This window comes from Microbacterium sp. CSI-V, from assembly GCF_001984105.1.
Lineage (GTDB): Bacteria > Actinomycetota > Actinomycetes > Actinomycetales > Microbacteriaceae > Microbacterium.
Map to the genome: position 1 here is coordinate 60,718 of NZ_MTQM01000008.1, position 13,075 is coordinate 73,792.

The 13,075-nt window shown below is 69.2% G+C and carries 12 protein-coding genes; 2 read left to right on the plus strand and 10 right to left on the minus strand.

Going from position 1 to position 13,075, the window contains the following annotated elements; all coding sequences use genetic code 11:
* Positions 1 to 2: 2 nt before the first annotated feature.
* Both CSIV_RS06935 and CSIV_RS06940 read left to right on the plus strand, forming a co-directional pair.
* Positions 3 to 317, plus strand: a complete 315-nt coding sequence (locus CSIV_RS06935; RefSeq protein ID WP_077050694.1) for a hypothetical protein — start codon at positions 3 to 5, stop codon at positions 315 to 317.
* Between the two features lie 40 nt (positions 318 to 357).
* Positions 358 to 873 (plus strand): hypothetical protein, encoded by a 516-nt coding sequence (locus CSIV_RS06940; RefSeq protein ID WP_077050695.1) that lies wholly within the window; start codon positions 358 to 360, stop codon positions 871 to 873.
* Positions 874 to 1,120: 247 nt separating this feature from the next.
* Here CSIV_RS06940 and CSIV_RS06945 read toward each other — a convergent pair whose 3' ends face one another.
* The 10 genes from CSIV_RS06945 to CSIV_RS06990 form a co-directional block, all read right to left on the minus strand.
* On the minus strand, positions 1,121 to 2,950 hold the full coding sequence (locus CSIV_RS06945; protein WP_139340636.1) for a hypothetical protein: 1,830 nt from the start codon (positions 2,948 to 2,950) through the stop codon (positions 1,121 to 1,123).
* Between the two features lie 807 nt (positions 2,951 to 3,757).
* Positions 3,758 to 4,189 carry a hypothetical protein gene (locus CSIV_RS06950; protein ID WP_202401119.1) on the minus strand — a complete coding sequence of 144 codons (432 nt, stop codon included), beginning with the start codon at positions 4,187 to 4,189 and terminating at the stop codon, positions 3,758 to 3,760.
* Positions 4,186 to 4,956 (minus strand): amidohydrolase family protein, encoded by a 771-nt coding sequence (locus CSIV_RS06955; RefSeq protein ID WP_077050697.1) that lies wholly within the window; start codon positions 4,954 to 4,956, stop codon positions 4,186 to 4,188. Before CSIV_RS06955 ends, CSIV_RS06950 begins: the two co-directional genes overlap by 4 nt.
* 44 nt (positions 4,957 to 5,000) lie before the next feature.
* Positions 5,001 to 6,059, minus strand: coding sequence for an ABC transporter ATP-binding protein (locus CSIV_RS06960; protein ID WP_077050698.1), 1,059 nt, complete (start codon positions 6,057 to 6,059; stop codon positions 5,001 to 5,003).
* Positions 6,056 to 6,928 (minus strand): ABC transporter permease, encoded by an 873-nt coding sequence (locus tag CSIV_RS06965; protein ID WP_077050699.1) that lies wholly within the window; start codon positions 6,926 to 6,928, stop codon positions 6,056 to 6,058. The genes CSIV_RS06960 and CSIV_RS06965 overlap by 4 nt, the downstream gene beginning before the upstream one ends.
* Position 6,929: 1 nt before the next feature.
* Positions 6,930 to 7,808, minus strand: coding sequence for an ABC transporter permease (locus CSIV_RS06970; protein ID WP_139340637.1), 879 nt, complete (start codon positions 7,806 to 7,808; stop codon positions 6,930 to 6,932).
* 206 nt (positions 7,809 to 8,014) lie between these two features.
* A complete protein-coding gene (locus tag CSIV_RS06975; protein ID WP_077050701.1) occupies positions 8,015 to 9,088 on the minus strand; it encodes an ABC transporter substrate-binding protein in 1,074 nt (357 codons plus the stop codon).
* A 183-nt stretch (positions 9,089 to 9,271) separates the two neighbouring features.
* Positions 9,272 to 10,693: an amidase gene (locus tag CSIV_RS06980; RefSeq protein ID WP_077050702.1), complete on the minus strand. Its 1,422-nt coding sequence runs from the start codon at positions 10,691 to 10,693 to the stop codon at positions 9,272 to 9,274.
* Positions 10,690 to 11,709, minus strand: coding sequence for a hypothetical protein (locus CSIV_RS06985; RefSeq protein ID WP_077050703.1), 1,020 nt, complete (start codon positions 11,707 to 11,709; stop codon positions 10,690 to 10,692). Before CSIV_RS06985 ends, CSIV_RS06980 begins: the two co-directional genes overlap by 4 nt.
* The gene (locus CSIV_RS06990; protein ID WP_077050704.1) at positions 11,706 to 13,067 is read right to left on the minus strand and encodes an amidohydrolase; all 1,362 of its coding nucleotides are present in this window, start codon (positions 13,065 to 13,067) and stop codon (positions 11,706 to 11,708) included. Before CSIV_RS06990 ends, CSIV_RS06985 begins: the two co-directional genes overlap by 4 nt.
* Positions 13,068 to 13,075: the final 8 nt, after the last annotated feature.

Genomic DNA, 13,075 nt, shown 5'->3' on the forward strand with positions numbered 1-13,075 from the left:
TCGTGGGAACCTCAGCCAATGAGTTCGAGGAGACGGAGAACCCCTCCGACGACCCGAATTTCACCCGCCAAGTCGTGCGCTCAAAAAGGGGCCGTCCCGTTCCGTGGCTTCACGTCGCAGATACGCAGCGCGCCCTCGCAGTCGGGATCGTGATTGCCACCCTCCTGCTTTACGGCTACCTCGTGGTCGCCGTTGTCTGCAAGTGGATCAATGACGAGACGTTCGTGCGGACGATCGCTGCCTTGGCCCCGCTGCAGGCGCTGGCGGCCGCAACGGTGGGGTTCTTCTTCGGCCAGAAGGAAAGCAACTCTCACTGACACTCATCGCCTGACGCTCGTCACTCGAAAGGATCAACTCATGGCTAGCGGATTCAAAATCAACCACCAGGCCATCCGCCAGATGACGCGGGACATCGAGCGCGAGTTCGCACGTAACCCCGTGCGCATCCCGGTCGAGATGGACGCACCCTCCTCGTTCCCCCCAGCCGCAACCATCAACAACTACAACGGCCCGGTCGTCACGGTCAACGGGGACCACGCTCAACTCGCCTGGAGCAACGGCACCGCTAAGCAAACCGCCTCTTCAATCGCGCCAGGGTACGAGCAGCTCGCGGCCACGGTCACCAACCTCGTGGCCAGCCTCCCCGTCTTTGAGTTGCCCGCGGAGGAGGAGGAAGACGGCCGACAAGCCGCGCGCGCCATCCTCGACGAGGTCGTCGCGGAGGCTCCCCGCAAGGAAATAATTCGACGTGGTGTAACGCTACTGCGCGGCGTTCTCGGCCCGATCGCAGCAGGGCTGACTCGCGCGGCAACAGATGAGACGGCCGACCTGGCTCGCGACGTTATGCAGCAGCTCGGCGATTCACTTAGCTAGACGACAGTGCGCTGAGCTGAGCCCCCACCTTCGACCCACTGCGCAAACGCGAAAGCCGGCCGCCGGGTGTTGCGCGGATGAACCATCTAGACGCTCGTGCAAGGCGACTGAGGTTGCGCCGTTAATGGATCCTATGTTAGTTCGTCTATCTCAGTAGCAGGCCGACGCCCCCTACTGGGGCAGGCCGCGACTCTCTCGAGAGTGGGCTTGGTCGGCCTCATCGCGCAGCGTAGCGTCGTCAGCTGCCTTAGGTTGTGCGGCCCCGTGTCGAATCTTCGGTGACGTTTTTGGGCTGCTCCAGATCCACTTCGTACCCTGATAGATGTGAGGCATACCCGCGCTTACGGATGCCCCAGAGATAGGACACGACGGCAACAACCACACGCCCTACCCACACAACGCCGAATAAGCTGATCACGGCGAGAAGAATCCCTGAGATCTGCAGTGGTGACGAGATTACCGTTTGCAGCGTCACCCACCAACTGCTGCCGGGGTCGGCCTCGCGCTGTGCTTCCACCAATTCGAAAAGTTGAGGTACTGCGGGAACAGCAGCGAAGGTTGCCACGGCCAAACCAAACACGGCCACGTTCCGGGCACCTCTCGCGACTCGGTCACTTGCTCGCGCTGCGGCACGATCACTGGAGAGTGAGAGCCCTTTGGAAACGGTTTGCAAAATCTCCGGCACGCCCAGCGTCCCCGCGACGTCCCGAAAGATGTCTCGCGCGCCCCCAGCGCGCACGAATACTCCTCGCGCCTCCGCTTCCATGAACAAAGCCGTCTGGGAGAGCTCGGTGACTCGTCGACGTTTGGAAGGTACCGTTCGAACCTCGCGTTCCACGCGCGTCGCCCGCCAATACAGCAGCAAGGCGTGCTCGTACAGCATCGTGAAGCTTAAGTCCTTAATCCCGGGCTGCCACGGCCGCCAGTTCATGATCGTGGCGGAGGCGAGCGTGTGAAACATGCTGTGGTCATCGAAGGAGGCGAAGTCCCGCAATGTGACGTCACGAAGGCGGCGGCCGCCCGGCGCGACCCCTTCTCGGGCTACGAGATTTGCCAACTCGGCTGGGTGTTGCTGCGCCCAGTCCGCGCAGCAACTGTCTGCCTCAGCTATGACGACGGGGTATCCGTTCCATCCGCCGCCCAGCGTCGCGGAGATGTGACCGGCGACATTGTCAGCAAGAAAGCTCATGTACTCGGCAACGGTTGATGGCTCTTCGTCATGTTGAAGACGGCGATAGCGGACACCCGCGACTGGCGCTTCCAGCCAGTCGCCTCCCGCCCACGTTGCACCGGCGGGCCGGAATGTTTCCGGCACCTCGGACCTGCGAATCAGTGGTTCGTCCATGTTGGCGCCGTAGACGACCTGGCTCACGGTTGCGTGACGCGGGAGCTCGAACCCGGCAACAAGTTGAATGACGCCGTCACGGTGCAGGAGCAGGCGCGGTTCGACTGTGATCTCGGTGGAGGTCCCGTCGATGACAATCTCGTGGGACGTGGGTCGCAGGAACAGGCGAACAAAGTGGTCCTCGGCTTGTGCGTCCCCACCGAACAAGTCAGCGTCGAGGAAGCGCTCGGACACGGTGACCTTCTGTGACTCAAGGAGGAGCGCCTCGACCTCGTCCCAGGGATCGGCGCCATTCTCATCGGCCTCGGGCTGAGCAGACGCCTCGGGATCCTCGTTGCGCATTCCGCGAATGAGGAAGACGAGAGCGCGCGCCAAGAGGATGGGATGAAACATCACGGCTGCGAGGAGTGACCGCCAGGTGGTGATGGTCTCGACGAAGGCCGCCGTGGCGCGAGCTCTGGCGACCGACGCGTCGATTCGGGCAAGCGACGGCGCGAGGCGAACCTTGTCTTCACTCGGCCACGCTCCTGTGGTGGCTACTTCGGCCTCGAGAAGCATCTGCGTCGCTTTGCCGAGATTGAGCGGCTTGGCGGTCCCCTGTGTGTAGACGAAGTAGACCGTGGCGCGTCGCAATCGCGCCAAGTGGGCGGGGCGAGTTTCCTCGCGCTCAACCGGAACGGCCGCTGGTCGAATTAGCCGTGCGATCGCTCGCTTAATGTCTGATGCGATCATTACTCCCCCAGCGCGCCCACCCGGGCTCAGGATGCGATGAGCAATCTTCTCAGCCAGACTGTCACCCGTCGTGTTGCCCGGGTCGACGATTCGATCGACGCTGTGTGTCTCGAATCGCTCCCTTGCAAGGCGTCTCGCCGCTCTCCCGCGCCACGTCGCATCGGCCGCGATTCCCCATCCCGGGCCATTCTCGAGACTACGTGTCCCAACCGCCTGAGACGCTCATGATGCGGGAGGTTGGTTGCGAGACGGAGAAGTGGTCGGACATGACCGAACTCATCGACTACGCGCGAGTGTCAACGAAAACGCAGACCACCGACCGATCAGTGACCGACCGGGTGGCCGCCGGAGAAGCCGCGACGACCTCTACCTCGACCACGGCGTCTCCGGCGCAGCGCCTCACGCCGAGGGTTCGATCGAGCGCTGGCAGCACTCGAGGCAGGCGACGCCCTGGTCATCACGACCCTAGACCAGCCCGGCCGATCGACAGAACTTGCTCGCCTTCGCCGATGGACTCCGGAGCTGCGGTGCGGGCCTGCGCGTTCAACCTCGGCCGCGACGACGTCGACGCCGGACAACCCGCCGTGCAGGTTGCTCGCGACCTCGCATGTCCCGTGCGACCTTCTACCGACGAAGCCCCGCGCTGGCGAACGGCTGAGAGGCGATGGTCGACGCAGAGACACGCGCGACGCTCCCGGTCGGGGGCGTTCTTTCCAAGCGCGAGGCCTCTGATGTGCTCTTCCCCCGCCCGTCGACCAACCGCACGACGGCCCCTTCGACCGCACCCTTCCTGGTTACCCGCGCGCCTCACCAGCCGCGGAGGCGCTTCGCCGGCAGCAGGTCGCTCATCGCCACCGCGACGGTGTCGTCGCCGCGGGTGATCCAGACGCGCGCGTCGGGCCAGTAGTCAGTGAGCAGTTCGGCGCACACGCCGCACGGCTCGATCACGTGCTCGCTGCCGCCCGGGCGGCGCAGCACACTCACCCCGGCCAAGACGGTCCCGGCGGAAGCGATCACGTTGCCCGCGGCGACGCCCTCGGCGCACACCGAGGAGCGGCGGGCCGAGCCGTCGACGTGCACGCCCGTGACGATCCGGCCGTCGGCGAGCCGGAACGCGGCCACCACCTCGTGCCGGCCCTCGCGGTAGACCGCGCCGAGCTGCGTCCGCGCGGCCTCGAGCAGCTCGGCATCCGCGTCGGACATCGCCGCGGGACGCCCGAGCGGCGGCCGATGGGTCACACCGGCACCGCGATGCGCATGATGCGGGCGTAGTTGCCACCCTCGACGAGGGCGCGGTCGGCGGCATCCGGGATCGCCTTCGCGATCTTCATGCGCTCGAGGTCGAAGTCCGACCCCGGCCACTCCGAACCCATGAGGATCTTCTCGGGCCCGAGCCGCGCGTACGCGCGCTTCACGTCGGCCATGAGGGTCGCGGAGGTCTCGAGGTACACGTTCTCGCGGCGCTCGGCCACGATGATCGCCTCGGGCACGTTCCAGACGGCACCCATGTGGGCGATGATCGTCGGCACGTCGGGGTGGTCCTTGGCGATCTCCTCGATCGAGAACGGCGCGCAGAAGGCGTCGTCGAGCGCGTTGATGATGACGGCCATGCCGTTCGCGGCGCACGCGCGGAACACCGGGTCGAGCAGGCCGTGGTCGGCGACGTGGTAGCCGTGCATGCTCGGGTGGAGCTTCAGACCCCGGATGCCGGCATCCGCGAGTCGCTGGATCTCCTCGACGGCGTCGTCGGCCTGCGGCATGACCTGCCCGAACCCGATGAACCGGTCGGGGTGGGCGTCCTGCAGCCCGATGATGAAGTCGTTCTCGATGCGCTGCGCGAGCGAGCACACCATCGCCATGTCGACGCCGGCGGCATCCATGCGCGAGAGAATCCGCTGCGGATCGAACGGGACGTGGGCCGGCGGCTCCTCACCGGGGCGTGCGCCGGTCAAGTAGTCGGAGCGGCCCCGGACGTCTTGGGTGGTGTTGTAGGCGTCGATGATCATGGGCACTCCTGGCAGTCGAGGGGAAGGAAAAGGGGGATCCGGGTTCAGACCGGGACGGGGATCGCGGCCGTCGCGACGGCTTCGATGAGGTGGACGCGCTCGGGGGTGCCGCACGCCAGGCGCACGCGCTCCCCCACGGCGAGCGCCGACAGGTCGGTAGACGGAGAGAGGGAGGCGACGACCTTGCGCCCGTACGGGGTCACGAGCTCGAGGCGGTAGCGCGAGCCCTGGAAGCTCACGAGCCGCACCGTCCCCTCGACCGACCAGACCGGGGTGGTCTCGCCGGGGGCGACGACGCTCATGTCCTCGGGACGCAGCACCGCCGTGGCATCCACGATCAGGCCGGCGGTGTCGTCGACGAGCGCGCCGTCGGAGACGGGGAGGAGGTTCGCCTCGCCGAGGAAGCTCGCCACGTAGGCGTTGACGGGCCGGCGGTAGAGGTCTTCGGGCGTGGCGACCTGCACGAGGCGGCCCTCGTGCATGATCGCGACGCGGTCCGACATCGTCAGCGCCTCGGTCTGGTCGTGCGTGACCGAAACGGTGGTGATGCCGACCTTCCGCTGGATGCGGGTGATCTCCACCTGCATCTGTTCGCGCAGCTGCTTGTCGAGGGCGGCCATGGGCTCGTCCAGGAGCAGGATGCCGGGGTTGGCGGCGAGCGCGCGGGCCAGGGCCACGCGCTGGCGCTGTCCGCCCGAGAGCGACGCCGGCGAGCGATCGGCCATGCCGGGGAGCTGCACGAGCGACAGCATCTCGTCGGCGACCGCGCGACGCTCCTTGACCGGGCGCCGGGCCGCGAGCAGCGGGAAGGCGACGTTGTCGCCGATGTTCAGATGCGGGAACAGGGCGTACGACTGGAACACGACGCCGACGTTGCGCTTCTGCGGGGCGAGACGTTCGACGTTCTTCCCGTCGAAGGCGACGTGACCGGCATCCACCGCCTGGAGCCCGGCGATGACGTTGAGCAGCGTCGACTTGCCGCTGCCGCTCGCGCCGAGGAGGGTGACGAACTCCCCCGGCTGGACGTCGAGCGAGACGCCCTTGAGGACGTGGTTGGCGCCGAGTGTGACCTCGACGTCGGTGACGGAGAGTGCGACGGTCATTCGATGACTCCTTCCGGGCGGACCGCCGCGGTGCGGGCGCGCTCGCGGCGTGCTCCGGACCGGCGCGATGCGCGGCCGATGACGAGGGGGACGACCGCGAGGACCACGATCGCGAGGACGGAGACGAGCGTCGAGGCCGCCGTCAGCTCCGGGGAGAACGCCTCGGATGCCGCGTTCAGCATCTTCAGCGGGAGGGTCTGCACTCCCGGTGGCAGCAGGAAGACCGCCAGCACGACCTCGTCGAACACGACGACGAACGCGAACAGCGCGCCCGAGAGGATGTAGGGCAGCAGGGCCGGGAGCTCGATCTTCCACAGCACGAGCGGCCAGCGGGCACCAAGGGTCCAGGCGGCCGGCCGGAGAGCCGGGTCGATGCGCGCGACGCCGCCCGAGACGATGACGAACACGTACGGCAGCGCGAGGAGCGCGTGGCCGAGGACCAGGGTGAGCACCGAGCCGCGGAGGAACGACAGCTCGGACCCGGCGCCGTAGAGTCCGACGGCGTACGCGATCGGCGGGAGGGCGATCGGGACGATGAACAGGGTCCGGATCCACCGCTGGGCGGCACGGCTGCGGACCCGCGTGAGGCCGATGGCGCCCACCGCTCCCAGCACGGTGGCCAGGAGCGTGGCGGCGGCGCTCTCCCACAGCGAGAAGGTGAAGGCGTTCATCCAGCGCCGGTCGCCGAGGACCTTCGCGTACCACTGCAGGGAGAACCCGTCCGGCGGGAAGAGGATGAAGCCGCCCTGCGTCCACGAGGTGGACACCAGGATGAGGAACGGCACGATCAGGAGCAGGCTCGCCAGCAGCGCGACGAAGATGACGGGGATCCGCCAGGCGCCCAGGCTCCGGGCAACGGTGGTCGTCATGTCAGCCCCACTTCTCGCTCACCTTGAACAGGCGGTCGGCGACGAGGTAGATGAGCATCGTCCCCCCGACCAGCAGGATGCTCATGGCCGCCGCCAGGTCGGGGCGGTCGGCCTTGCTCATCTGCGCGTTGATGACGCCGGAGACGGTCATGTTGGCGGGGCCGCCGAGCAGCAGCGGCGTGACGTAGAAGCCGAGCGACATCACGAACACCAGGACGCCGCCGCTGATGACCGAGGGCACGATGTGCGGCCAGGTCACCGTGCGGAAGGTCAGGAGCGGACCGGCGCCGAAGATCGTGGCGGCGTTGAGCTGCTCCTTGTCGATCGACTGGAGGGAGCTCATCACGGGCAGCACCGCGAACGGGAGCATGACCGCGATCATCGCGGGGTACATGCCGGCGACGGTCTGGTAGATCTCCACGGGCTGGTCACCGAAACCGATGACGCCCAGGAACCAGTGGATCGCCCCCTTCGGGAGTTCCAGCAGCACCCACCCGAACGAGCGCACCATGACCGACGTCCACAGCGAGAGCAGGAGCGCGGCCAGGAGGGCGACGCGGAGCCAGGCCGGCGACGTCACGATCGCGAGCGCGTAGGCGGCCCCGAGGATCATGGTGAGCACCATCGTCACCACCGCGATCACGATCGTGCGGCCCAGGGAGCCGAGGAACGCCGGCACGGCGAACGCCTCGGGGTACGCGGAACCGCCGCCCTCGAACGACATCGCGATGAGGGCGATCATCGGGACGCCGAGGGCGATGGCGAAGAAGGCCAGGGGCGGCCACACGAGCCAGCGGACCTCGGCTCGGCTGATCCCGCCGCGGAGGCCGCCGGCGGACCGCGCCCGCGGCATCCTCGTGGCTAAGGTCGCACTGCTCACGGGTTCATGCTCCTCGGTCGAGATTGCGGGGGAGTTTCCCCCGGGAGGGATCCGTGTCGGCGGGGTCAGCCGACATTGTGGATCCAAAGTTAGCTCTTGTGGATCCGATTGTAAACGGGCCGTGTTTCCGGCGGGTAACAGCGCACCCGGAAACAGCGGAAGGGCGCCTCCCCGGGGGGAGACGCCCTTCGCGAAGGTGCGGGAGATCAGCCCGCGAGCCACGCCGTGTAGGAGTTCAGCAGCAGGTCCGCGTTCTCGGCACGCCACTCCTCGCCGTACGACAGGAGGTTGGTGTGGGAGGGGGCGTTCACGACCTGCGACTTGACGTCGTCGGGGAGCTCGTCGAACACCGCGGGGTTCACGGGGCCGTAGCCGGTGCGCGTGGTGAAGACGGCCTGGCGGGCCGGGTCGTTGATCCACGAGGCGAGGGCCGCGACGGCATCCGGGTTCTTGGCCGACTTGGGGGAGACGAAGCCCGAGGGGATCGCGAAGGCCTGGTTCCACTGGACGGTGATGTCCTGCCCGGCGTTCTGCAGGGCACGGAACTGGCCCGTGACGGTCACGGCGATGGCCACGCTGCCGCTGCTCAGCAGCTGCTGGGTCTCGGGGTAGGACTGGTAGAAGACGAGGCTGTCGCGGATCGAGTCCAGCTTCTTCTCCGCGCGCGGGATGTCCAGCGGGTAGAGGTCGGCCGGGTCGACGCCGTCCGCGATGAGGGCGATCTCGTACGAGGAGTCGTACGAGCCCGGGTCGCCGGGCCAGGCGCGCTTGCCGGGGAACTTCGTCGTGTCGAAGAAGTCGGCCCAGTCCTGGGGTCCGCCGTCCGGGAACGTCGAGGTCAGCCAGCCCTGCGCGATGCCGAAGACGAAGCCGCCGATGTAGTAGGGCCGGACGTTCTCGGGGAGGAGGCTCCCCTGGGCGTCCGCGGGGACCTCGGTGAGGTTGTCGAGGTTGGGCAGGATGTCGGAGATGCCGGCCTGGAAGATGTCGTAGTCGCCCTCCTCGCCCTTGAGCTCGCTCTTGTAGACGGCGTCCTCGATGCTCGTCGAGACGACATCGACACCGGTCTCGTCGATGAAGCTGTCGAAGTACGCGACCTGGCGGCTCTCGTTCGTCGGCCCGCCGTAGTCGGCCCAGACGACCTGGCCGCTGAGGGCGGCACCGTCGCTGGAGGCGGGCTCGGAGCCGGTGGCGCCGGCGCAGCCGGCTGCCAGCAGGCTCATCGCGGCGAGTCCCGCGACGGTGGCGGCGATGCGCCGGGAGCGGTTCGGGGTCTTCATGATGGGGGTACTCCTCGTGCTGTACGGATGGGGCGGCGCGGACGCGGCGCGTGTCGGGTCACGCGCCGCACGCGGCGGCCGGGTGGAGGATCATGGATGTATCTGGTGTGGAACTGGATCCAATATTGCAGGATTGGATCCTCTTGTACATGCCGAGATTGTTTCGCGGATGTAAAACGTCGCTCATTCCCCCGGCGTGCGGCCGGTGAACCCGAGGATCCCCTCGATTCCCGCGGTCACCGGGAGCAGCTCCGCCTCGCCGCGATGACGGCCCATCACCTGTATCCCGACCGGCAGATGCCCGTCGAATCCCGCCGGGGTGACGACCACGGGGTGCGCGGTCACCGTGAAGCGGTTCGCCAGCATCTGCCACCGGAAATAGCGATCGTAGACGGCGTCCCCCACCCGCTCGACCCACTCGACCTCGGCGGGAGGCGCGACGACCGGGGTGGCGGGGGCGATGATGACGTCCACGTCGGTGAACAGGCGCTCGGTGCGCCGGAACACCTCCGTGCGCGTCCGCAGCGCATCGGCGAGCTCGGTCGCCGTGATCCGCTCGCCCTGGCGCACGTTGCGCAGCAGATCCGGGCGCATGAGCTCCGGGTGCGCGGCCGCCTCGCCCCGGTAGGAGGCGAAGAAGTTGTACATCTCCACGGTCTCCCAGGCCGCCTCGGCATCCGTCAGCTCGAGATCCAGATCGACGACGTCGTATCCCGCGGCCACCAGGGCCTCCCGCGTGCCGGCGTGGACGGCCGCGACCTCGGCCGAGATCGGGACACCCCCGGCATCCCGGCTCCACCCGATCCGGACGGACCCCGGATGCCGCGGCGTCAGTGAGGCGAACACGGCCGGCTCCTCCGCGATCGACAGCGGCGCCATCGGGTCGGGCCCGGCCATCGCGGCGAGCGCGTAGGCGACGTCGTCGCTCGTGCGCGCCATCGGCCCGAGGACGCCGTGCGCGGTCCAGCCGTTGTCGAGCCGGCCGCTCGCGACACGGCCGGGGGTCGGGCGGAGCCCCACGACGTTGCAGAACGCCGCGGGGTAGCGCAGGCTCCCGCCGCTGTCGGAACCGTCGGCGAACGGCAGCATCCCCGCCGCGACGGCCGCCGCCGCTCCCCCGCTGGACCCGCCGGCGTGGCGGGACAGATCGTAGGGGTTGCGGCACGTGTCGGCGATCGCGCTGAAGGTGAGCGTGCCGAGCCCCGCCTCGGGGGTGTTGGTCTTGCCGATGACGAGCGCGCCGGCGCGCCGCATGCGCCCGACGACCATCGCATCTGCGCGGGCGGGCGCGGCGTCCGCGTGCAGGCGCGAGCCGTGACGGGTCGGCAGCCCCTCGACGTCGAGGAGGTCCTTCACGGCGGTGGGCAGTCCGTGGAGCAGCCCCACCTCGTCACCGCGCGCGACCACGCGGTCGGCTTCGCGCGCCATCGCGAGCGCCTCGGACTCGGGCACCATCGTCACGATCGCGGCGATCGCCGGGTTGTGCTCCTCGATCCGCGCGAGGTGGGCGCGCATCACCTCCTCGGCGGAGAACTCCCGGGCGCGGATGCCGGCGGCGAGGGCGCGGGCGCTCCGTCGGTGCAGGGGGGTGTCGGTGGGGGTCATCCGGGGGTCTCCGTCCGGTCCAGGAGCGCGACGGGGCGCGCGACGAGCATGTCGGTGAGGCGGGCGTCGTCGACGCCGACGCCCGCGAGGAGCGGGACGATGCGGGTGAGGACGTGGGCGTACCCCATCCCGCCGTAGCGGGTGAGCTGTCCTTTGGTCCACACGGAGCAGCTCAGCGTGATCGCCGCGTCGGGCCGTGCGGCCACGAGCGCGCCGAGGAAGTCGAGGCGCTCGCGGTCGGTGTGGTCGCGGATCCCGCCACCGAAGGAGTGGTCGCTTCCGAAGGCGAACTCCACCACCGCGCCGGTGTCGACGACGTCGGTGACGTAGCCGAGATCGAGCACCTTGTCGATGTTGCAGAACAGGATCCGCTCGGGTGCGAGGCCTGTGGCGGTGAGGATGCCGGCAACCTCGGGGCCGCGCCGCGCGGCGGCATCCAGGCGGATGCTCACCGACGCTCCGGCCTCGGCGGCGGCGCGTCCCGCGGCACGGAGGGCGCGTCCCTCGGCCGCGGTGATCTCGGCGCTCGTGCCGAGGAGGCCGAGGAGACCGGCGCGATACGAGGTCCCGGGCACCGCGTCGGTGAGCGCGGCGCGGAAACGTGCGAGCATCTCCGCCTCGTCGAGGTCGCGCCATCCCGCGGGCAGGGTCTTGTCGATGTACGAGCCGTAGGCCGCGACGATCTGCACGCCGCTGCGGCGGGAGATGTCCGGCAGGTCCGCGTGCCGCGGCCCCATGCCCCACGACGTCGCCTCCACGACCGCGTGCAGGCCCGCGGCTCGCGCGGCGGCGAGTTCCTCGGCTGCGATGTCGGGCGCGTCGAGCGCGAGGTTGTCGGGCATCGACATCCAGTTCCACCGGAGGTCGCCCCACGTCTCCAGGCGCGGCGGGCCGTCGAGGAACGAGCCGTCCGGGAGGGGACGGGCCAGCCCCCGCGAATCGGTGAGCAGGTGCTCGTTGGTCGAGGTCGGACCCCACCCCTCCGCGGGGACGGGGCCGAGGACGGTCTCGATCACGCGCCGGCCGATCGGTACACGGTGCGTCCGCCGACGACGGTGCGGCGCACGCGCAGTCCGCGGAGCGCCTCGACACCGGCATCCACGGGATCCGCCGACCACAGCGCCCAGTCCGCGAGCATGCCCGGGCGGATCATGCCGCGGTCGTGCTCGGCGAGGCTCGCGTACGCGGCACCGGTCGTGTACCCGGCGAGCGCCTCGTCGAGCGTGATGGCCTCGGACGGGTCGAGAGGGTCGGGAGAATTCGCGACGAACCGCGTCACCGCCTGCCACATGAGGTGACGCGGGTCGAAGGCGAAGTACGGCCCGTCCGATCCGAGCGCGAGCACCGCGCCGGAGTCGATCCACGACCGCATGGGGTTGGCGCGCTCGGCGCGCTCCCCCAGCTTCTCGCGGAGGCCCACGCCGTTGTGCCAGATGATCGAGGGCTGGAGGGATGCCACGGTCCCGACGCTCCCGGCGAGACGCATCGTCTCGCGGCTCGGCTCGAGGTAGCCGTGGATGACCTGGTACCGGTTCTCTCCCACGGCGGCGCCGGCGCGCGCGTACTCGCGGGCCACGAGCGCGATGGCCGCTCCCCCCACGGCGTGCGTGCCGACGCCCCAGCCGTTCTCGGCGCAGAACGCGACGAGGCGGGCGTAGTCGGCATCCGGGATGCGCTGCTCGCCGCGGTAGCCGGTGGCGTCCCACGGCTCGTCGAGGAGCGCCTGGCCCTTCAGGGCCTCGCCGTCGGCGTAGACCTTGATCGGTCCGAGTCGGAGGTGGTCATCGCCGAACCCGGTCGAGACACCGGTCCCCTCGAGGTGGGCGATGACGGCGTCGACGTCGGGGGTCTCGGGCGACCCGATCTCGAGGTAGGGCATCGCGACGGTGCGCATCGTCAGCCGGCCGCGGCGGTGGGCCTGCTGGTACCCGCGCATCTCGTCGATCGTGACGGCGGGGTCGACGACACCGGTGAAGCCGAGGGCGTGGAAGAGCGGCTGGACGAGATCGAGGGCCGCGACCCGCTGGTCGAGCGTGGGCGGCTCCTCGCCCGTCCAGTCCTCGTCGTCGAACGTGCGCGCCATCGCGTCGATGAAACCGTCGACATCGACGTCGTCGGCCACGTGCTCGCTCGCCTTGAGGCCGCCGCGCTGCATGTGCAGGTGCGCGTCGATCAGGCCGGGGAGCACGACGCCGTCGAGCTCCTCCGTCTCGTAATCGGCCGGGAGCGCCGCGCGCACCTCGTCGAGGTCGCCGACCGTGAGGATGCGACCCCCGTGCACCGCGAACGCCTCGGCGTGCGGCCGGTCGGGGTCCATCGTGCGGACGGGCGCGATCAGCAGGGTGGGGGTGTCGTTCCAGGGGGACGCGGTCATGCGGGGCT

What these genes read in the sequence shown, in the direction of transcription:
- CSIV_RS06940 (WP_077050695.1), top strand. Translation starts at nt 358, where the DNA reads ATGGCTAGCGGATTCAAAATCAACCACCAGGCCATCCGCCAGATGACG.
- CSIV_RS06945 (WP_139340636.1), bottom strand. Translation starts at nt 2,950, where the DNA reads ATGATCGCATCAGACATTAAGCGAGCGATCGCACGGCTAATTCGACCA.
- CSIV_RS06955 (WP_077050697.1), bottom strand. Translation starts at nt 4,956, where the DNA reads ATGATCATCGACGCCTACAACACCACCCAAGACGTCCGGGGCCGCTCC.
- CSIV_RS06960 (WP_077050698.1), bottom strand. Translation starts at nt 6,059, where the DNA reads ATGACCGTCGCACTCTCCGTCACCGACGTCGAGGTCACACTCGGCGCC.
- CSIV_RS06965 (WP_077050699.1), bottom strand. Translation starts at nt 6,928, where the DNA reads ATGACGACCACCGTTGCCCGGAGCCTGGGCGCCTGGCGGATCCCCGTC.
- CSIV_RS06975 (WP_077050701.1), bottom strand. Translation starts at nt 9,088, where the DNA reads ATGAAGACCCCGAACCGCTCCCGGCGCATCGCCGCCACCGTCGCGGGA.
- CSIV_RS06980 (WP_077050702.1), bottom strand. Translation starts at nt 10,693, where the DNA reads ATGACCCCCACCGACACCCCCCTGCACCGACGGAGCGCCCGCGCCCTC.
- CSIV_RS06990 (WP_077050704.1), bottom strand. Translation starts at nt 13,067, where the DNA reads ATGACCGCGTCCCCCTGGAACGACACCCCCACCCTGCTGATCGCGCCC.